At 51.1% G+C, this 17,822-nt stretch carries 17 protein-coding genes and 10 pseudogenes; 16 read left to right on the forward strand and 11 right to left on the reverse strand.

Annotation, left to right across the window (positions count from 1 at the left end; all coding sequences use genetic code 11):
• Positions 1-9 precede the first annotated feature (9 nt).
• Positions 10-468 (reverse strand): hypothetical protein, encoded by a 459-nt coding sequence (locus LU633_RS20060; protein WP_016191115.1) that lies wholly within the window; start codon positions 466-468, stop codon positions 10-12.
• A 131-nt stretch (positions 469-599) separates the two neighbouring features.
• Between LU633_RS20060 and LU633_RS20065 the strand changes: the two genes are divergently transcribed.
• Positions 600-1,130, forward strand: coding sequence for a DUF2441 domain-containing protein (locus LU633_RS20065; RefSeq protein ID WP_016191114.1), 531 nt, complete (start codon positions 600-602; stop codon positions 1,128-1,130).
• Here LU633_RS20065 and LU633_RS20070 read toward each other — a convergent pair.
• The 5 genes and pseudogenes from LU633_RS20070 to LU633_RS20085 all read right to left on the reverse strand — a co-directional run.
• The gene (locus LU633_RS20070) at positions 1,108-1,296 is read right to left on the reverse strand and encodes a hypothetical protein (protein ID WP_016191113.1); all 189 of its coding nucleotides are present in this window, start codon (positions 1,294-1,296) and stop codon (positions 1,108-1,110) included. The two genes, LU633_RS20065 and LU633_RS20070, sit on opposite strands and share 23 nt — an antisense overlap.
• Positions 1,297-1,356: 60 nt before the next feature.
• Positions 1,357-1,809 carry a phage tail fiber protein gene (locus LU633_RS20075; RefSeq protein WP_016191112.1) on the reverse strand — a complete coding sequence of 151 codons (453 nt, stop codon included), beginning with the start codon at positions 1,807-1,809 and terminating at the stop codon, positions 1,357-1,359.
• Between the two features lie 10 nt (positions 1,810-1,819).
• Positions 1,820-3,307 (reverse strand): DUF3383 domain-containing protein, encoded by a 1,488-nt coding sequence (locus LU633_RS20080; RefSeq protein ID WP_016191111.1) that lies wholly within the window; start codon positions 3,305-3,307, stop codon positions 1,820-1,822.
• 13 nt (positions 3,308-3,320) lie between these two features.
• A pseudogene (locus tag LU633_RS26530) lies at positions 3,321-3,437 on the reverse strand (phage gateway protein); the annotation flags it as partial.
• An 8-nt stretch (positions 3,438-3,445) separates the two neighbouring features.
• Positions 3,446-4,614, reverse strand: a pseudogene (locus tag LU633_RS20085) (IS4 family transposase); the annotation flags it as partial.
• A 193-nt stretch (positions 4,615-4,807) separates the two neighbouring features.
• Between LU633_RS20085 and LU633_RS20090 the strand changes: the two are divergent.
• The 8 genes and pseudogenes from LU633_RS20090 to LU633_RS20125 all read left to right on the forward strand — a co-directional run bounded on the left by LU633_RS20090 (position 4,808) and on the right by LU633_RS20125 (position 9,945).
• Positions 4,808-5,143, forward strand: a complete 336-nt coding sequence (locus LU633_RS20090; RefSeq protein ID WP_052734695.1) for a hypothetical protein — start codon at positions 4,808-4,810, stop codon at positions 5,141-5,143.
• 8 nt (positions 5,144-5,151) lie between these two features.
• The gene (locus tag LU633_RS20095) at positions 5,152-6,366 is read left to right on the forward strand and encodes an IS91 family transposase (protein ID WP_046371879.1); all 1,215 of its coding nucleotides are present in this window, start codon (positions 5,152-5,154) and stop codon (positions 6,364-6,366) included.
• A gap of 145 nt (positions 6,367-6,511) precedes the next feature.
• Positions 6,512-6,664, forward strand: a pseudogene (locus LU633_RS20100) (YmfL family putative regulatory protein); the annotation flags it as partial.
• On the forward strand, positions 6,661-6,849 hold the full coding sequence (locus LU633_RS20105; protein WP_016191108.1) for a hypothetical protein: 189 nt from the start codon (positions 6,661-6,663) through the stop codon (positions 6,847-6,849). The pseudogene LU633_RS20100 and the gene LU633_RS20105, both read left to right, overlap by 4 nt.
• A complete protein-coding gene (locus tag LU633_RS20110; RefSeq protein ID WP_016191107.1) occupies positions 6,842-7,636 on the forward strand; it encodes a hypothetical protein in 795 nt (264 codons plus the stop codon). The genes LU633_RS20105 and LU633_RS20110 overlap by 8 nt, the downstream gene beginning before the upstream one ends.
• A gap of 124 nt (positions 7,637-7,760) precedes the next feature.
• A pseudogene (locus tag LU633_RS25995) lies at positions 7,761-7,805 on the forward strand (hypothetical protein); the annotation flags it as partial.
• Positions 7,806-7,983: 178 nt separating this feature from the next.
• Positions 7,984-8,691, forward strand: coding sequence for a M91 family zinc metallopeptidase (locus LU633_RS20120; RefSeq protein WP_046372024.1), 708 nt, complete (start codon positions 7,984-7,986; stop codon positions 8,689-8,691).
• A gap of 33 nt (positions 8,692-8,724) precedes the next feature.
• Complete coding sequence (locus tag LU633_RS20125; RefSeq protein ID WP_046371929.1) at positions 8,725-9,945, forward strand: ISL3 family transposase; 1,221 nt, start codon at positions 8,725-8,727, stop codon at positions 9,943-9,945.
• Between the two features lie 51 nt (positions 9,946-9,996).
• On the opposite strand, the pseudogene LU633_RS20130 reads toward LU633_RS20125, so the two are convergent.
• The 3 genes and pseudogenes from LU633_RS20130 to LU633_RS20140 all read right to left on the reverse strand — a co-directional run bounded on the left by LU633_RS20130 (position 9,997) and on the right by LU633_RS20140 (position 11,655).
• A pseudogene (locus LU633_RS20130) lies at positions 9,997-11,037 on the reverse strand (IS481 family transposase).
• A gap of 78 nt (positions 11,038-11,115) precedes the next feature.
• Positions 11,116-11,301, reverse strand: coding sequence for a BrnA antitoxin family protein (locus LU633_RS20135; RefSeq protein WP_016191105.1), 186 nt, complete (start codon positions 11,299-11,301; stop codon positions 11,116-11,118).
• A gap of 3 nt (positions 11,302-11,304) precedes the next feature.
• A complete protein-coding gene (locus LU633_RS20140) occupies positions 11,305-11,655 on the reverse strand; it encodes an HVO_A0114 family putative DNA-binding protein (protein WP_016191104.1) in 351 nt (116 codons plus the stop codon).
• Between the two features lies 1 nt (position 11,656).
• Between LU633_RS20140 and LU633_RS26535 the strand changes: the two genes are divergently transcribed.
• Positions 11,657-12,319, forward strand: coding sequence for an ash family protein (locus LU633_RS26535; protein WP_157275230.1), 663 nt, complete (start codon positions 11,657-11,659; stop codon positions 12,317-12,319).
• A gap of 470 nt (positions 12,320-12,789) precedes the next feature.
• Positions 12,790-13,185, forward strand: coding sequence for a Rha family transcriptional regulator (locus LU633_RS20150; RefSeq protein ID WP_052734708.1), 396 nt, complete (start codon positions 12,790-12,792; stop codon positions 13,183-13,185).
• A 217-nt stretch (positions 13,186-13,402) separates the two neighbouring features.
• Here LU633_RS20150 and LU633_RS20155 read toward each other — a convergent pair whose 3' ends face one another.
• Complete coding sequence (locus tag LU633_RS20155; RefSeq protein ID WP_046372055.1) at positions 13,403-14,413, reverse strand: IS110 family RNA-guided transposase; 1,011 nt, start codon at positions 14,411-14,413, stop codon at positions 13,403-13,405.
• Positions 14,414-14,637: 224 nt separating this feature from the next.
• On the opposite strand from LU633_RS20155, the pseudogene LU633_RS20160 reads away from it, so the two are divergent.
• Positions 14,638-14,754: pseudogene (locus tag LU633_RS20160) on the forward strand (conserved phage C-terminal domain-containing protein); the annotation flags it as partial.
• Between the two features lie 2 nt (positions 14,755-14,756).
• Here LU633_RS20160 and LU633_RS20165 read toward each other — a convergent pair.
• Positions 14,757-15,910 (reverse strand): annotated as a pseudogene (locus LU633_RS20165) (IS3 family transposase).
• A 72-nt stretch (positions 15,911-15,982) separates the two neighbouring features.
• On the opposite strand from LU633_RS20165, the pseudogene LU633_RS20170 reads away from it, so the two are divergent.
• From LU633_RS20170 to LU633_RS20185, 4 genes and pseudogenes are all read left to right on the forward strand, one after another.
• Positions 15,983-16,180: pseudogene (locus tag LU633_RS20170) on the forward strand (conserved phage C-terminal domain-containing protein); the annotation flags it as partial.
• A 113-nt stretch (positions 16,181-16,293) separates the two neighbouring features.
• Positions 16,294-16,734: pseudogene (gene tnpA / locus LU633_RS20175) on the forward strand (IS200/IS605 family transposase); the annotation flags it as partial.
• Positions 16,735-16,815: 81 nt separating this feature from the next.
• The gene (locus LU633_RS20180) at positions 16,816-17,094 is read left to right on the forward strand and encodes an AlpA family phage regulatory protein (protein WP_087949697.1); all 279 of its coding nucleotides are present in this window, start codon (positions 16,816-16,818) and stop codon (positions 17,092-17,094) included.
• A gap of 20 nt (positions 17,095-17,114) precedes the next feature.
• Positions 17,115-17,714: pseudogene (locus LU633_RS20185) on the forward strand (Rha family transcriptional regulator).
• The last annotated feature ends 108 nt before the right edge of the window (positions 17,715-17,822 follow it).

Genomic DNA, 17,822 nt, shown 5'->3' on the forward strand with positions numbered 1-17,822 from the left:
CTTCCAGGTCTATTGATGTTTTGAGTTCTGTGAAGCTGGCGAGTTTTTCTGAGATGATGACTGCAAAGAATCCATCAGCGTTTTTATAATCGACGGGAGTGAATCGCTGATTTTGCCCAGCAGGTAAGGCAGGAAACCTTTGCTCCCGACGTTGCCGAAAAAACTGGTGTTGTACCTCAGCATTTCCAGTTCAAGGCGGATCAGCGCTTCACCGTCCGGTACATGGTTATCAATCAGCGTCTGGGTTTTCAGATAAATTTCAGCGCCATCACGCTCCACGGCGACGTGCGCCATCATTTTCAGCATGGCTTCTTTACTGATTTCGTAGTCGCCAATTTTGGGTGCGTTCGACAGCGGATATTTTGCCAGGATTTCACGCCCCAGCGTGGCGGGTAGTCGGCTGATCACAAAGGTGTGCACCTCACCATCAACATCTTTAATTTCGATATCTTTCGGCTTTATCAACATAGTGACTCCAATAAAAAAGGCCGCACCGAAGCGCAGCCTTGAGTTAGTTACCAGATAGCGTCTGGCTGCGCACTTCCTCATCTGGTATCGTCAAATCGCCAAAAATGGCACACCATATTCAAGGATTAGGGATGACCAAAAGAAAGTTCACCTTTTATCATGCTGACAGAAGTGATTCCCTGTCACCTTTATCAACACTTATATCGTTTAACGGGCTTTCCCTGTTTGGGGAAAACTATATGCAACGAATAAATAGTAATGATCCAAACATCGTGCTACACCCTGAAGTTCAAAGAGAAATGCTATGTGAAGATATTCGACAAAAGCAGTTTCCTACAAGACCAAGCCGATTTTCATGCCTGTTCGGGGCAAATAGTATTGCTGAAGCAGAATCCTTTGCAAAATTTATCACTCCACGTCCGGTTAACCCGGTAAAAATATATGAAGTATTTGCCGATGATTTCTTTATTTGCGATATGAAATGGCTGGATTTCGTTACCGATAGTTTTGAGCAGAAAATATTCAACACCAACGGATACTGGTACCCGGCAATTACTCAACACGCTCCCGTTACTGGCGAAAGGGCATTGCCAGCAATTGAAGCCCTGCTACCCCTACCAGTTGAAATCGGGAAAGTAGTTAGTATTCTCGACTTTGTCTGACCTCCCCGGTAAACACCATAGGCCGATACTGAGGTGTAAACAAACCCCATAACACTTCGGATAACACCGCTTTATATAGCTCTTCATTTTCAGCCTGATAATCAAACCTCGTTGAAGGTGATACAAACAGTACGTCACCTTCATCAGAAATAATCTGCACTTTCATTAACTACCCCTTTTCAACTAATGCATCATCGTAAAAAGGCGGGATATTCCCGCCTGATGGTTAACGAACGCGTGTACTGTCAAAGTCCTGGAACACAAAGGTATAAGCCTTTGATTTAAGACGCCCACCGCTGGCAGCGGAGTTACCGCGACTGCCGTTGGTAATCTTCCCGTTTCGCGCGGTGGTGGTCGCGCCGTCACCGTAGGACGCCACCAGCGTAATAATATCTCCGGCGTGTCTGCGGCCACGTTTGGCCGTGTTGGCTTCCAGCAGGATCGCCAGATTCTGATCTTCTTCACTCCCCGGTAGCACGTTTATCGTCACCGTCTGCGGGGTTGGTGTTGACCAGGACACCAGATTGCCGTTGATATCCATACCGGTCTGGGCGATATCGACAGCTGGCAGATCGAACGGGTCAGCATCATCGGCGAAAGCCGTTACCAGTATCCCTGCCGGAAAGGTTGTACTGGCCTGAACCAACAGGCTGAGGCCGGTTGCAGATACATCATTCATCATTTAGTCCTTATACCAGGTTGTGCGAGCCTTCGACCTTACGTACCCAGTCGCCTTTACCGTAAATCAGTACGTATTTCATCACGTATTCCGGCAAGCCAGATGGCCCGGTACTTTCAACAATCTGCGCGTTGTACCAGTAGCCCTTGTCCTGGATATCGTGCCACGCTAAATCGTCACCAGACGCATCGGCCACCGCGAGTTTCTGTACATCCGAGAGCGTTTTGCCGGGGAGAATGGTGCCGTTATTCACCGCTTTGGTCACGGCTCCGGCAATAATCATCATTGCCCTGGCCTCACCATCGCGGTTTGCAGGTACGCCGCGCGTCGCCAGCAATAAAGAAAACCATTGCTGTGCAATGTATGCTTTTAACCATTGCTCATTGGCATGAACGCTCATGTCCAGCGGTGCAGTACCCGGCCCGCACAGGAAACCACGCTGGTAAAACGCAATATGTGAACCCGCCACCGCCGTTTCGCCGTAATAGTTGACGCGTAATTTATCCAGCTTATCGGCATCCAGATCAGCGGTTACCTGTGCCGGGAACGTCACGCCAAACTGACGAAACATATAGTTGGTGGTGGCATTTGTGCGGTCATAGTCCGTTGCCGCCATAACCGCCATTGGTAACGCCTGAGCATAATAATTATCCTCGGTTTTCAGGTTCAGCGCCGTTGACGCTGTACCTATCAACGCCGCGCTAAAAGCCTCCGCATCCGTTGCGGAAATATTCAGATGTAGCTGGTATTTCACGTTCTCACCTGCCACATACTGAGCAAGGGCAACGACCTGTTCGAGCGTCAGTGGGTCGATAAAAGTCGCGCTGCCGAACGAATCCGAGATTTTCTCTGCCGCCATAAAAGCTTCCAGCGGGGTTTGCGCGGTATTGCCGGGCAGGGCTTGTCCGCGAGATAACCCCATCGCATCCGCAAGAGCGGAAGACTCAACGTTGATGTTTGCCCGCTCCGGCACACCGCCACCGAGTTCAAACGTGCCGCTGATAGCAATAAAGGTCACTCTGGCAGAAGCGAAAGCGGGTTCAGATTCAGCATTTAGCTTTTGCTGTACGGTCGAGGCAACATCCGCGTAGGACCTGGCCGTAGAAAGATCGATTTCGGTGAGTTCTTCACGGATGTTACCGATAATCACCGTGAGTGTTCCGGTAGTGATCGCCTTCAACTCATCCAGACTGGCCGCATCGCCCCCCGAAAGCGTCGGTGCCCGACCGGTTGGTACGTAGGGTGCTACCTGCAATTCTCTCGGTTTATTGACAGGCGCAGGGCTGGTATAGCTGAAATATTGCCGGGCAAAATTCGCTTCGGGAGAGCTGGCCCCCAGAAACTCATCAATCTGGCCACTGGCGAATTCCAGCACATCACCGGACGGAATTTTTGCGTTTTGGGAAAATATGCGGCCCGTCAGTTTGCGCATCGGTACAGCAGACGCGCCAATGACCGCACTCGCAATGCTGACATAGCGTGTTTGTTTGATTGGCATGGTTAAACCTTAATTAAATGCGGTGAATATCAGGATAAAGCGCTTTTACTGCCGTGGTGTTTGGGAATATTTCGCGGTGGAATGTGACGTTAAAGTCAAACGAGGGGTTCTGTTCATAATCCCCCTGGTTAATGCTGGTCACTTAAGGTGACCAGCAACCTTTTTATCCGGATATTTCCTGCTCTTTACCCTCAACTCTCTCGGGTAACTTCGCTCTCTTCTACCCGGTAACACAAGCCATTTCGCCTGTTCATACAGGGTTCTCAGTTCTCCCGGCATTTTTCCCGGCGAAGCCCAGGGCAGGGTTATCAGCATCCGGATTATTTCGCTTATCGCTCCACTGAAGCTCAGCTGAAGCTCAGCTGGTAAGGCAGGTAATCTCCTTTCAGATGGAACGCCATCTGCACCATCTGATATCGCACCAGGTTATAAGCCAGCAGTACCCCCCATAGCTCCTGTCTCACCAGCTCCGGCAGGCGACTGCGTAATGTCCACCGGCTGTCCAGCATACCCTGCTTTGCTTCCCGGTAGCCCAGTTCTGTTTCCCAGCGGTGGCGATATAGCTCGCTGATATCTTTACCCGGATAGCGATTCGGGTCTGTCAGTGACGTCAGCACCTGCCTCTCTTTACCGTCTACCCTGCGGGTCAGCAGTCTTGCCACCATTTCTTCCGGGACCCCTGGCCATTGCTTCCTGGCTCGTGGACTGGTTTTCAGGCATATCAGTTCATCTCCACGCCCCAAACGGCGAACCACCTGATACTGTACGTGTTTTTTCAACGGCAACAACCAGTGACGGTGTTCTCCTGCTGTCTGCCAGTGATGAAGCAGACCCATCGAATAAAATCCCTTATCGAACAGGGTGATACTGTTATTCGGGGTTTTCTCCGTCAGGTGTTCAGCCAGCCGCATTTCACTGACTTTTTCACTGTCGAATGCACTGGCGGCGATCAGATGGCTGCTCAGCTCCATCAGACAAACCATTCGCACCTGAGGATAGCCGCCTTCGCCGTACTGGCTGCTGTGTTTACTGAAGACGGCTCTGTTTTCCGGCGTATCGGCGGTACGCCAGACCACGCCGTCGACAGCAAACAGATTCAGACCGTGCCATTTTGGATGTGCAGCCTGCTGATTCCAGTGCTGCTGTGTGATATCAAAAAGCTCCCGCACTGCATTTTCACCCAGAGTCTTACGGCGCTGAATGACAGCGCTGCGTGCGGTAAAAGGAGCTCCGGTCCGGTCAGTAATATCCATCAGATTGACGATTTCGGTCATCGGACGATCGCAAAAAATGGACATCCCAAGAACATAGCGCCCTTACAGGGCGAGCGTCACGGCTCTGCCGTTCCGAGGGTGTTCATGACCGGCTCACAGCTTTATACTCTGCGGTATGTTAATTTCTCAGGAAATCATTCACATGGCCCGTAGCAAAGCCCCCAGAAAGCGTAAACCCACGCCCTCGTCCCGACGCGCTATACCCGGATATCCTAAGCGTTTTCTGGTGTCCATTCCGCCCCGGAGCGATTATGACGACCCCGACGAGTTTTTTTACGACACTCCGCAGGATGCCATTCGTCACTGTGTCCACCTGGGGCCACAGTTTTTCCTCGATACACACTTCGACCCGCCTCTCGTCTGCATCATCCGCGGCTTTGAGCCGCCTGACTCACCCGACGGCGATGTCGTCCTTGAGTCCATGCCAGCCGATGTGTTTATTATCGCCACAGAATCCGGCATGCTGCCGGTGACCTTCGCTCCCTGGGATAAACACACCGACAACTGGGCCGATGACTGTGACGACTGGCACTATAATACCGGTGCCACTGCAGAGCGATAATCCGCCGCATGTATATCCCGCGCCCGGCAAAACTGCTGTTCACCACTGATGACGCCTGGAACCGGTATATGGATAAACACGGGGACACCCTCAGCCCCTGGACCGTACTCTGCGTCGAGCGCATGCTCGCCTGCGGCACTGCTGCCATGGGGGTGAAGCGATACTGCTGCGCCTCCCCGGACTGCACCCACACCCGCTTCTTCTGCCAGACCTGTAAATCAAAAGGCTGCAGCTCCTGCGGACATAAGGCCACGGAGCAGTGGATTACAGAGCAACAGCAAATTCTGCCCGACTGCGACTGGCAGCATATCACCTTCACCATGCCCCATCTGCTGTGGCCCTTTTTCAACAATAACTGGCCTCTGCTCAATGCCCTGTTCCGCGCAGCCACCCGCGCCATGCTCCGCTGGGCCAGAAAACAGGGTGTGGAAGTCGGTATCTTCTGCGCCCTGCACACCTACGGTCGCCAGCTCAACCAGCATCCCCACATTCATCTCTCCGTCACCCGCGGCGGGCTTGATATTAAACACGGCGTATGGCGCGACCTCTTCTTTAAAAAGCATGCCGTGGAGGAAATCTGGCGCGGAGCCGTCATCCGGCTGCTGCGCCACAGCTATGACCTGATTAACCCCGGCAGGCTGCCGGGGCTGGGGCATATCCACGACAAAAAACAGTGGCTGCGCTATCTGCAGGCGCAGTACGGGCGCCGCTGGAAGGTCCACTTCGCGAAGAAGACCCGGGGGGCCTGGCGGAGCGTCAAATATCTGGGCCGGTACCTGAAACGGCCCCCCGTGTCGGCGGCGAAGCTGAGGCACTACAGCGGCGGCGCGGTGGTGCACCACTATTACGACCACCGTACGCAGCAGTACCGGCAGCAGACGCTGACGCAGGAAGATATGATCGGACGTTATATCAGCCATATCCCGGCGAAGCATTTTAAGATGGTGCGTTATTACGGTTTTTTATCAAACCGTAAACGGGGTAGCCTGCTGCCGAAGGTGTATGAAGCCCTGGAGATGGAAGCGCGGAAAAAACCGGAGAAGCCCGGCTTCGCCGCGCTGATGAAAGAATTTCTGCGCACGGATCCGTACAAATGCATTCTGTGCGGCAACCGACTGCGCTTCAGCAGTGCGCAGGCCGGGAGGCACGCGTCGGAGTTGGTGGCAGAAAGACTGCATAACATCGACCGGAAACGATGGCTTCTGGCACAGACTGCGGGATAAGTGCGTCTGAAAAACAGCTTTCAGGTTAAAAACGCGCCGCAAATGCCATTTTATGACCATAACGTTCCCGATGGCACATCATTACTGCATTACAGACACTGCTGCTCATGGTCAGGAAATTTTTAAAACGATGATTCAGTTTCCTAACCATGAACTTTATTCCGCTATTGCCAGGCTGCAGGAACACACCACGTTGGTTTATCGGGTGTTCTGTGTGCCAGAAAAGAGTGACGCCCGCGAGTGTGCAGCTCCGGGCACCGTAGCGAATAAATCATTGTGTATGGAGAAATCCGCATGAGCAATTTAACCGCAAATTACCAGCGTTCGCAACTCCGTGCGCTGCCGGTTCGTGGTGGCAAAGGCGAGGTCACGTATTGCTATGCCGTAAGAGTACTTGGTGGCTGGTCATCGGTGAACCACAGCTTTACCGAGTGGGCTGTGGGGGACTTTCGTCAACAGCGACAGGAGGCGACAAATGAATAATTTACCCGCAACCGGGATCATTATGACCAGCCTGGAGCTGGTGGACTATATCAACGCTGAGCGTGAGTCGAAAGCGATCGCCGCCGGAACTGTATTTCCGAGCAAAGGGCACTCCAAGCTCCGCCATGATCAATTCCTGGCAAAGGTGCCTAAAGTTTTGGGTGAGTGTATCGACGGCTCCGGGCGTACCTTACCCTGCTATTACCTGACGAAACGTGAAGCCTGCCTGATGGCAATGAGCTACAGCTACGAGCTGCAGACAAAAGTGTTCGATCGCATGACCGCGCTCGAGCAGGCCAACGTGCCTGTTCCGCAAATCCCGGCAAATAAGAGTGACCAGATTCAGGCTGGTTTGTTAATCGTGGAGTCTGCTACCAGGCTTCTTAATCTCTCTCAGTCATCACGCTTGGGGGCATTGCAGGAGCTGGCGGGGCTGCCAGCGCTAATGCCGGTATATGCCATTGATGCGCCTTCTGATGCTGTTGACGGCTCCAGTAGGCTAACAGCGGCGATCACCACGCTGTTGAAGCTGAACAGCAGCACTATGAGCGCTCCTGTTGCTTATCGCATCCTTGAGCGCTTGCGGATTGTCGAGCGTAAAAACCGGCCAAGCACCCGCCACGGTGAAAAATATTTCTGGTCGATCACTACCAGCGGCCTGCGATTCGGGAAAATATCACCTCTCCAAATAACCCGCAGGAAACGCAGCCTCATTTCTATGAAACTCGATTCCCTGATCTTCTGCAGCGCATCTACGACGAGTGGAGGCGAGGCTAACGATGGATAACTACCCGGATATCGGCAGTCGCTGGCGGGATCAGCGCGGCCACATAGTCATTATTGTCGATCTCGATATCGAAAATCAGAAAGTTGTTTATTGACGCCCAGGATATGAGTGGGAGTGTGCAGCTCCGCTAATCATCTTCCGGGCCAGATTCAGGAGGATAGACAAGTGATGGAGAAAATGAGAAGCGGCACCATGCAGGGCGCCGCAGAAAATCAGATTTTTACGTGTACTAGCTCAGACCTGATCTGACAGTTACCGGTTATTTATGGGTCTTCCCCTGTTGTGGTGGCGCACACTGCCAATCAAGTATAATCCTCTTGACTTGCGCTTATCCTCAGGAGGTCTTAATGCGCCCTACATCCCTTAACCTGACATTACCTTCGTTACCTCTACCCTCATCTTCGAATTCAATTTCAGCCACAGACATTCAATCTCTTGTAAAAATATCGGGTGTGCGCTGGGTGAAAAACAACCAACAACTCTGTTTCCACGGGACTGACCTTAAAATCTACAAGCATCTTGAAGCTGCTCTCGATAAGATCGAATCCACAGACACTGGACGTACTCTTTTGAACTGTATTGAATTAACATCCCGACTCAAATCAGAAAAACTGGCAATACATCTCGATTCTGCTGAGTTAGGGGTGATAGCACACTGCAATACGGATGCTGAAAACTCCCGAGGAACTGGCTCCGACTTTCACTGTAATCTGAATGCAGTTGAATATCCCTGCGCACAAGGAATTAGCCTGGTAGACTTTCATGCGTGCATTGTTTTCCATGAACTTCTCCACGTTTTCCACAATTTAAATGGAGAGCGCCTGAAAGTTGAGAGTTCTCAACCAGAATTACAAACACACTCCCCACTTTTACTCGAAGAAGCCAGGACTGTTGGGTTGGGTGCTTTTTCTGAAGAAGTTCTTTCAGAAAATAAATTTCGTGAAGAGATTGGGATGCCCCGCAGAACATTCTACCCGCACGATTCATCTCTCATTCATGATGACAATACAGTGACTCAGGGATTCCAGCGGAAAAAACTACATCCGTTACTTTAGCTACGTTGCTTATATGAGGACTCATCTGCATATATGGATGAAAAATCGCTATACGCCCACATTCTCAACCTGTCCGCCCCGTGGCAGGTTGAATCACTTTCCCTTGATGAAAATACTGGCTCTGTCACCGTTGTTGTCGGGATCGCCAAAAATTCACTGCTAATCTGCCCGACATGCAGGCAGCAATGCCCTGTTCACGATCACCGCCACCGCAAATGGCGTCATCTTGATACCTGCCAGTTCATGACTGTCGTTGAGGCGAATGTCCCCCGGGTCATGTGTCCAGACCATGGATGCCAGACGTTACCTGTTCCGTGGGCCGGAGCTGGTAGCCGATATACGTTATTGTTCGAATCATTCATCCTTTCCTGGCTGAAAATTAGCACGGTTGATGCGGTAAGAAAGCAACTTAAGCTTAGCTGGAATGCCGTTGACGGCATTATGACCCGGGCAGTTAAACGTGGTCTTGCGCGAATAAAAAAGCCGCTATCAGCCCGGCATATGAATGTGGACGAAGTTGCGTTCAAAAAAGGGCACCGGTACATCACAGTGATATCAGATCGTGAGGGACGAGCGCTGGCATTAACGGATGATCGGGGAACAGAAAGTCTTGCCAGCTATCTTCGCACCCTCACCGACAGTCAGCTGCAGGCAGTCAAAACGTTCTCAATGGATATGAATGCCGGATATATCAGAGCGGCACGCATCCATCTTCCGGGCGCCGTAGAGAAAATAGCCTTTGACCGCTTCCATGTGGCAAAACAGCTGGGTGAAATCGTTGATAAGACACGGCAGAACGAACATCCCCGACTTCCGGTTGACAGCCGCCGTCAGGCAAAAGGAACCCGCTTCCTGTGGCAATACAGTGACAAATGGATGACAGAGCCCCGACAGGAAAAACTGGCATGGCTGAGAGAACAGATGCAACTGACCAGCCAGTGCTGGACACTGAAAGAGCTGGCGAAAGATATCTGGAACCGCCCCTGGAGTGACAAACGACGTGCAGACTGGTTGCAGTGGATAGCACTGGCGAAAAGTTGCGATGTGCCGGTAATGAGAAATATGGCAGGAACCATCACAAAAAGGCTGTACGGAATACTTAACGCCATGCGGTACAGCGTCTCAAATGGTAATGCCGAAGCGCTGAACAGCAAAATAAGGCTGCTGAGGATAAAGGCCAGAGGCTATCGAAACCGGGAGCGATTTAAACTGGGGGTGATGTTCCATTACGGGAAGCTGGATATGACGTTCTGATCCTCCCACCATGATTGGGGAAGACCCTTATTTATACAGGTGTCTGTCAGATTACATCCGGTTCAGATCCTTTTCTGCCCAGACCCGTTTTCCATCAGGTAACGTGGCCACTGGCGTTCGCCCGCAGCACATTTTTCCCTGATGAGTTCGCTCATTATTGTCATGCCACAACCCGTTGTCCAGATCTGCCTGCAGGCTCTCCAGGTCCCCATATCACTTCTTGCGGAACGTAACCTGATAAAAATCCTGCAAAATCGTTTTATGGAAGCGCTCGCAGATGCCGTTCGTCTGCGGAGACATCGCCTTCGTTTTTGTATGGTCGATATCGTTGATGGACAGATAAAGCTGGTAATCATGCTGCTCCACCTTACCACAGTACTCCGTTCCCCTGTCGGTCAGTATTCTCAGCATCGGCAGCCCCTGAGCCTCACAGAACGGCAGTACGCGATCATTTAGCAGGTCGGCGGCAGTGATCGGTGTTTTACTCGTATACCGCTTGCAGTGTGCCACTTTCGAGTACGTATCCACGAACGTCTGCGGGTAGATACGGCCCACCCCTTTCAGATTGCCAACGTAGAAGGTGTCCTGCGACCCGGGATAACCCGGATGAGCCGTCTCGATTTCGCCGCTGGCCTCATCATCATGCGCCTTTTTCTCCAGCGCGGCGATTTGGGCATCGGTAAGCACGATGCCTTCTCTGGCAACTTTTTCCTCAAGCACCTTCAGGCGTTTACGGAAGTTCTCCAGATCGTGCCGTTGCCAGATGGCGCGCACGCCGCTGCCGGAGGTAAACACGCCTTTTTTACGCAGCTCATCACTGGTCCGGTGCTGCCCGGGGGCCGGGAACTCAACGGTATATTCAACAACCGCGCGTTCAGTGGCTTCGTCGGCGCGGTTCTTGAGGTTGGACCCCCGGCTGTTCTGGTTAACCAGCGCGTCAATGCCGCCTTCAGCAGCCAGTTCCTGATAACGGTAGAAGGTGTCGCGTGACACGCCCGTGCTCTTGCAGGCTGTTCAGACGTTACCGGGTTATTCGGCGAGATTGAGCAGGCCGGCTTTGTGTTTGATGATGGGATTGTGAGTATCAAGCATGGGGGTGACCTCGTGTTTTGTATAAGGATTAGACACCCATATCAAAACCGGTAACTCTCAACCTTTCAAGGTCCAGTGTCAGATCAAGTCGCGACTAATACATTTTACGTCAGCAGGGGTATGCCGCTTAAGCCAGTCTTTGAGTGCTGCATCCATGCGTGTCTGCCAGCCTTCGCCTGTGGACTGGAATGCTTCAATGACTTCATCTGAAAACTCAATCGTGAGTTCTATTCGGTCGTCGTCCACTCTCTCGTTGGATGACATGGTTCATGCCGCTTTATGCTTGAGAGAGAAGTCGAAGTGGATGTCGTCGTATGGAAAAACGATACCGCTTTCAGTTTTTTCAATGACACCCTGCGTGACGAGTTTAGTTACATCGGAATGCACTGCTCTTATATCGCGGTTTACCCGCCGTGCCACCTCCCGAATCGATATTTCACCTGCGCCGATCATTTCATTGATGATGGACATGCGGTTTGGCGAAAGAGTGTCATGCAGCAAATCCCAGCTCAGAAACGAGAGAAAATGCCCCCTGGCAGATTCATCCCCATTCCATGCCGCGCAGAAGCGGGAGTTAACTTCATCAACGTTTGATACAGAAATATTTAGAGTAGTCATAATGTTACCTCTGAAAAATTTTAACGTCTGTCCAGAAATCCTTAAGAAGCTGCTGGACGGTCGTAAAGATGGTTTTAACTTCAGTGTCGCCGATGTGTTTGTGATCGCCTTTCCCCGCCTCATTGTCATAGCGCACAACGCAGGTATTCGAAACGATGTAGGCGAGCCGATATTTATATTTGTGGTTACTCGTTTTTACAGCCGGATCAACCTCCCAGATAACAAGTTCAGCCTTGCTGTCCGGGGTAACCTGCAATATCTCTTTCATAAGCAATTTAGCGGGCATAACTGTTTTAACGTCTCCTTTCGTAATGTTGATAACGATAGCAACATAAATAGTATGTTGTCAATGAAAGCAACACTTGATCATCTGAATTCCGGGCGCTACACTCCAGTAGCGTCGGAAAGTTCCGCTGTCGGGCATGAGAACCCGCAATTTCGAGCTCATAACCGCGCTTATGCGGTTTTTGCGCGCGCCAGGCATTGCCACATCAGCACAATGGTGGGGCGTTCAGGGCAGTTTTCGGGCTGGCCGGTTTCTCGGATTCCCGGTTTCTCACCCCTGTACGTCTCACCACCCATGGCCGTGAGAAGTCTCAGTGGTGCGTTATTAACTCCTGAATCCGAGGCTGACTCCATGGCTACTATCCTAACTCTCGCTTAACCTGAAATTACCGTTGTTAACGGCCAAGTCGTAACTTCTTCTCGCTTCGACTATCTCAGACTATTGCGCCTTGCTGGTATTTTGGACTATATTCGCTGTGTTGTTGTAAATCCAGCAACCGGGTTTAGCAGCCTGAAATTTTCCACAGCGCACAACCGCGGCAGCGGTTTTTTTGTGTAATGCCCGGTCACAAATGAATAATGGTGGCCTGGGTAGGGGAACCGAAAGGTTCGCCGGTATCTGTGGAAGCCGGTCTGCTAACCCTGCTCAGGTCACCACCAGTTGTTTAGCAGCAACTTGTGGTGGTTATAAAACCGTTCCACAGGGGCTTTCGCTATGACTACCATACCGGCTATTTCTCAACCCGAACTTTGCATTGTTTCAGGTGGAGTTGTTACTACCTTGATCGCTGTCGCTGAGTATTTCCGCAAGCCACATAAAGATGTTTTGGCGAAGATTTATCGCTTAGATTGCTCAGTGAATACACCGACGCTACAGGCTGCAAACTTCCCTGCTACAACACTACCCGCGATGGTTTTGCATTCCTGGCGATGGGTTTCACTGGCAGGCAAGCCGCCGCATTCAAAGAGGCTTACATCACAGCCTTCAATCGCATGGAACAGGCACTCAGCCGGCAACCTCTGCTGATGGATCCTCACCTCCGGTCTGCACTGGCAGACGCCGAACGCATACACAGTAATCTGCAAATCGTCATGGATCTGTGGGGCAAACACGTCATCCCGCTTAATCCACCCATCCTGGTCAACGGAACATTTGTAGATGCACTCCATCGCACCGCGCTGGTGGCTGAAGGTATTAAGCAGGCAATGCAGCTACTGTGTTTCGTCAAGAAAAAATCGCTTTAATTTTAGGGATACAGCCCCCTAAGCGCTGTCAGCACTAAGTTCCCGATACATCGCGGCTACGCCGCGCTAACAGGGTTAAAAGGGCTTATATCAGCATAATCATCGCTATAAGCCCGCATGGCTGTTCAGGGCGGGAGGGGGATACCACTCTCTGACAGTCCTCCACCGGCCTGCGCCGGGCTTCGGCGGGTTAACTACAGAGTCATATAAAACAACGTTATGCCGCCTTACATGCGCTACGCGCATCTGAAGACAGGTATTCAGCATCGAACGGCTTTTGTGTTTTCAGAACGCCATAGCACCAGTGGACGAGTTTCCGCATCAGTGCGCCAATGGCACACATTTTTGCCTTGCCACGCAGGCATAACCGCTCATACATCGCTTTCATCACCGGGTTAAATCTCAGGCCACACAACGAAGCCAGATACAGTTTCGCGCGGATTTCCGGCGGGCCGATTTTGGATAATTTCGGTTTCCCTCTGACCGATGTGCCGGAGTATTTTTCAACACGGACCACGCCCAGAAATGCAGCAACCTGCTCTGCTGTATCGAAATGATGACCCCGCAGGATAACCAGCATATTCAGACCTAACTGATAACCCACGGATTTTATTGATGTCAGCAGGTCAAAATCCTTTTTTAATTCAGGATGCTGGTCGAGGTGGGTCAGGATCAGAGCGTCCAGATGCTCAGGCTCTGCGCTCAGGTTACGAAGCACATTTTCGATGGATTCAGTGACAGCAAGAGGTGTGTCCGTTGCCCGACATTTTTCCAGCCTGTTTTTTTCGCGGGTGCTGTCGGTGACAGGTGCATCACGTCGGCGGAGAAGTGCGCTGAGATGGCGGACATTCTCAGGCGGGGGGACCCACGGTTCCGGCACCTTAAGTGCACCGTAGCAGGCGAGCATATAAGCATCAACCTGGTCGTTTTTTGTCAGAATGTCCATGCCACGCGCAAATTCTCTGCTGCGATGTGGGTTGGCGAGCGAAACTTTAGCTCCGGCCTTGTAGAGGCCGTATGCAAGCGATTCATGATAAACCCCGGTGGCCTCCATGATGATATGGACATTGGCAGGTTCACAGTGCTGTTTACTGAGCCAGCCGATCACGGCATCGGCTGCATTGAAATCGTTTTTAAGCTTGCGGGTTTTTACCTTGCCTTTGACACCTTCCCGCAGCAGACATAAATCCAGGGTTTTCTTGCTGACATCGATACCGAACTGAAACATAGATGTTTTCTCCTTTCACTGAACCATCACGCCTATTACCCTCGTACATGCAGAGTCATCGCTCCTGGCAACCGTTGAATGTTAATGCTGGCGTGAAAGGTGAAGCGGAGGGCTTTTTCTGCCAATCAAGGTTCTCGCCATTCCGGGAGGGGACAAGCTCACTCCGCTTCATGTGATGGTAGCTAACCACCATATGTCTATTACATACAAGGGGAGGGGGCAGCATGAGCGTTAAATTGTCCTCATACGTCTGGGATGGTTACGCTGCGAATGGCGTGAAAGGCACAAAACTTCTGATCATGGCCCGATTTGCGGACTTTTCTAATGACGATGGTTGTAGTGGTCAACTAATTTTGGCCACACGACCTGACTGTTCGTGGAACAGCCGCTCTGATTCATTTGGCGTTAAGCCGCCGTTATTCCAGTGAGGCCTGAGAGCACTGTAGTACCCCGTGATATATCGGATTATCGATAACCGTGCTTCCCCTAAGCTTTCGTAGCCCGTCGTTGGTACCCATTCACTCTTCAGTCTACGGAAGAACCGCTCCATCGGACTGTTATCCCGGCAGTTTCCCCGGCGACTCATGCTCTGTGTGCTCCGGTAGCCCCACAGCATCTGTCGGTACTGACGACTGGTATAATGACTCCCGGAACATCACGCCTGATGGCCGCCCCCGTAGCTCCCATGCCATCTGAAGTGCTTTTATAGTGAGGTCTGAGTCTGGTGAGTACGACAGCGCCCAGCCCACCGGTTTACGGGCAAACAGAGCCAGCACCACGGCCAGATAAGCCCACCGTTTGCCCGTCCAGATGTAGGTCACATCACCGCACCAGACCTGATTCGGTTCTGTCACTGCAAACTGCCGGGCAAGAAGATTCGGGATTTCAACATGCTCATTGCCCCCACGTTTGTATTTATGCCCCGGTATCTGACAACTGGTGATACCCAGCTCTTTCATCAGTCGACCAGCCAGCCATCGACCGAGTTGTACGCCCTTTGTCGTGACCATCGTGGCGATACTTCTGGCACAGGCGGAACCCCCACTGGCGTTCCAGACCTCGCTGACCAGACGGCGTTTAACGGCACGGTCAGCATCAGGCTCAGTACTGTTTTTACGTGTGTAGCGATAACTGCTGCGGTGAACACCGAACAGTCGGCACAATGAGGCAACCGGGTACTGCGCCCTCAGACTGTCGATTATCGAGAACTGTTGAGGGAGTCCGACATCAAGAGCGCTGTAGCCTTTTTTAGGATTTCGTTTTCCATTTCAAGGCGCTGTATACGTTTTCTCATTTCCCTGAGTTCAGTTTGCTCAGGAGTGACAGGCAGCCCCGATGTTTTTTTCCCTGACGCTGCAGACGTAACGATTTTACCCACCGGTTGATGGCAGAAAGACTGACATTCATCGCCTTAGCAGCTTCACCGTGTGTGTAGTGCTGGTCGAGGCCCCGCATTGCCGCTTCAAGTTTAAATTCAGCAGTAAATACCTTGCTCATTGGTTCACCTGTGAAATTTTGAGGTGAGCATATCACCTCAACTCAGGTGGCCAAATTCAGTGTGCCACTACAGGTGTGTCATGGTATGGCATTGAAACCATTGCCCGCCAGATTGGCGCAGGGTGCAGTACGGTTATTACGCTGATTGGTGAGCTAGAGAAAAACGGCTGGCTCACAAGAAAAAGTCGTCGGCAGGGGCAGCGTAACACGAGCAATCTTTACACGCCGAACGTCGCAAAACTTCGTAAATCTGCCGACACTTTGTTATCAACACTAAACCACCTCCTGTGGAGGTGGTGATCGTTCATGTGGGGCTTTGCCGGTAGAATGCCCATGCTAAATACTGCCCCGGTTTGTTACCAGCAAATCAAGGAGTAAATAGCATGAGCAGATATGAATCCGCTTCCCACGTATTCTATCGCTGTCAGTATCATCTTGTATGGACACCGAAGTACAGATACAAAATCCTCAAAGGTAATCTCGGTAAAGAGGTTTACCGCAGCATCTACATTTACAGCAATATGAAAAAATGCACAGTAGTTGAGCTAAATGTGGAGATATATCATATGCATCTGGTGGTGAGGACGCCGCCTGGCTTGAGTGTTTCTGAGTTGATGGGATTTGTGAAAGGGCGAACGGCCATCAGGCTGTTCGAGAAGTTTCCTTATCTCAGGAAGCACAAGCTTTGGTGTAACCACTTTTGGCAAAGAGGGTATTTTGTGGATTCGGTGGGTGCAAAAGAAGAAGTAATTCGAAGGTATGTGCGGTACCAGGACAAAGTTGCCAAAGAGGAAGAAGAAAGGCAAATACAGCTCGGACTGGAAAGGTGGTGTTTAAGCCCCCTTTTAGGGGGCGGTGTCAAAGCCACCTGCTATGCAGGTGGCTTTTTATTTGGAGTATTTAGAATGAAAGAGTTTATTTATCCTACCCCTGAACAAAGAATCCAGATACTGAAAGATAATAATGAATCTTATGACAGACGTATCAGAGAAGCGGTGTGTGGAAACCGTAGTGGTTTATCACGCTCCCGCCGCTGGCAGCTTGAGCAGGAGGGCGCATTTCCGAAACGTGCGCCGATGGGGCGTAATTCTGTTTCCTGGTTGTTGAGCGATATTCTCTGGTGGGTGCGTAACCCTCCGTCAGTCGAGAACATCAATAACCCCTACAGCCGCAAATCCGCATAATTAAATACAGGTAATCAACGATGAAAAAATTAAATGCCCTTGCGGGGCAGGAATTCGATCACTCTGAAAACAGCCTGATTGATAATTCAGTACCAACGATGAGTAGCCTTGAAATGGTCGATTACATAAATGCCGATCGGAAATCAAAAGCCGGGGCGGAAGGTCTTAAATTTCCCTGCAAGCAATACCGTAAGCTGGAACACTGAAGCTTTATGAATAAGGTTCCTAAAGTCCTGGGTGATGCAGCTGCAAAAAATTTTGCAACTGACACATATATAAATGGCACGGGTGGAAAAGTAGAAAGGGATATTTGTAATTTCCCCAAAAGGGAAGCCTGCCTGATGGCAATGAGCTACAGCTACGAACTTCAGGCGGCAGTATATGACTACATGGAAGAATTGGATCGTCAGAAAGGGGAATATTTAGTCCATACCATCAATGAACTTCAGCATATTGTTGCTTCCGCTCGTCAGTTCTCCGATGAGGATTCGAGTGATGCAGGTCTTCGCCTGAGAAAACGTCAGGATGATTTGGTTCTACTGGAGAGAGCGGAATATCTGGTTAAAAACCTGAGTCAGTTGCCGATTAACTTCGGGGGAGGTACTTCTGGTGCTAAATAACACAAAGGCGACCTTGCAGGGTCGCCAGTGGAGCAGATCGGAAAGGATAAGCTACAGAATGGTAGGGTGGGCAAAATGACGGTGCTGGAGTATGCAGAGAGTTCCGCA

It is taken from the genome of Erwinia tracheiphila (genome assembly GCF_021365465.1).
GTDB lineage: Bacteria > Pseudomonadota > Gammaproteobacteria > Enterobacterales > Enterobacteriaceae > Erwinia > Erwinia tracheiphila.

Coding starts and splice junctions, on each gene's coding strand:
- LU633_RS20065 (WP_016191114.1), top strand. CDS start 600: ATGACCAAAAGAAAGTTCACCTTTTATCATGCTGACAGAAGTGATTCC.
- LU633_RS20075 (WP_016191112.1), bottom strand. CDS start 1,809: ATGAATGATGTATCTGCAACCGGCCTCAGCCTGTTGGTTCAGGCCAGT.
- LU633_RS20120 (WP_046372024.1), top strand. CDS start 7,984: ATGCGCCCTACATCCCTTAACCTGACATTACCTTCGTTACCTCTACCC.
- LU633_RS20080 (WP_016191111.1), bottom strand. CDS start 3,307: ATGCCAATCAAACAAACACGCTATGTCAGCATTGCGAGTGCGGTCATT.
- LU633_RS20060 (WP_016191115.1), bottom strand. CDS start 468: ATGTTGATAAAGCCGAAAGATATCGAAATTAAAGATGTTGATGGTGAG.
- LU633_RS20110 (WP_016191107.1), top strand. CDS start 6,842: ATGAATAATTTACCCGCAACCGGGATCATTATGACCAGCCTGGAGCTG.
- LU633_RS20140 (WP_016191104.1), bottom strand. CDS start 11,655: ATGACTACTCTAAATATTTCTGTATCAAACGTTGATGAAGTTAACTCC.
- LU633_RS20155 (WP_046372055.1), bottom strand. CDS start 14,413: ATGTTTCAGTTCGGTATCGATGTCAGCAAGAAAACCCTGGATTTATGT.
- LU633_RS26535 (WP_157275230.1), top strand. CDS start 11,657: ATGTTACCTCTGAAAAATTTTAACGTCTGTCCAGAAATCCTTAAGAAG.
- LU633_RS20095 (WP_046371879.1), top strand. CDS start 5,152: ATGTATATCCCGCGCCCGGCAAAACTGCTGTTCACCACTGATGACGCC.
- LU633_RS20125 (WP_046371929.1), top strand. CDS start 8,725: ATGGATGAAAAATCGCTATACGCCCACATTCTCAACCTGTCCGCCCCG.
- LU633_RS20105 (WP_016191108.1), top strand. CDS start 6,661: ATGAGCAATTTAACCGCAAATTACCAGCGTTCGCAACTCCGTGCGCTG.
- LU633_RS20135 (WP_016191105.1), bottom strand. CDS start 11,301: ATGTCATCCAACGAGAGAGTGGACGACGACCGAATAGAACTCACGATT.
- LU633_RS20070 (WP_016191113.1), bottom strand. CDS start 1,296: ATGAAAGTGCAGATTATTTCTGATGAAGGTGACGTACTGTTTGTATCA.
- LU633_RS20180 (WP_087949697.1), top strand. CDS start 16,816: ATGAAAGAGTTTATTTATCCTACCCCTGAACAAAGAATCCAGATACTG.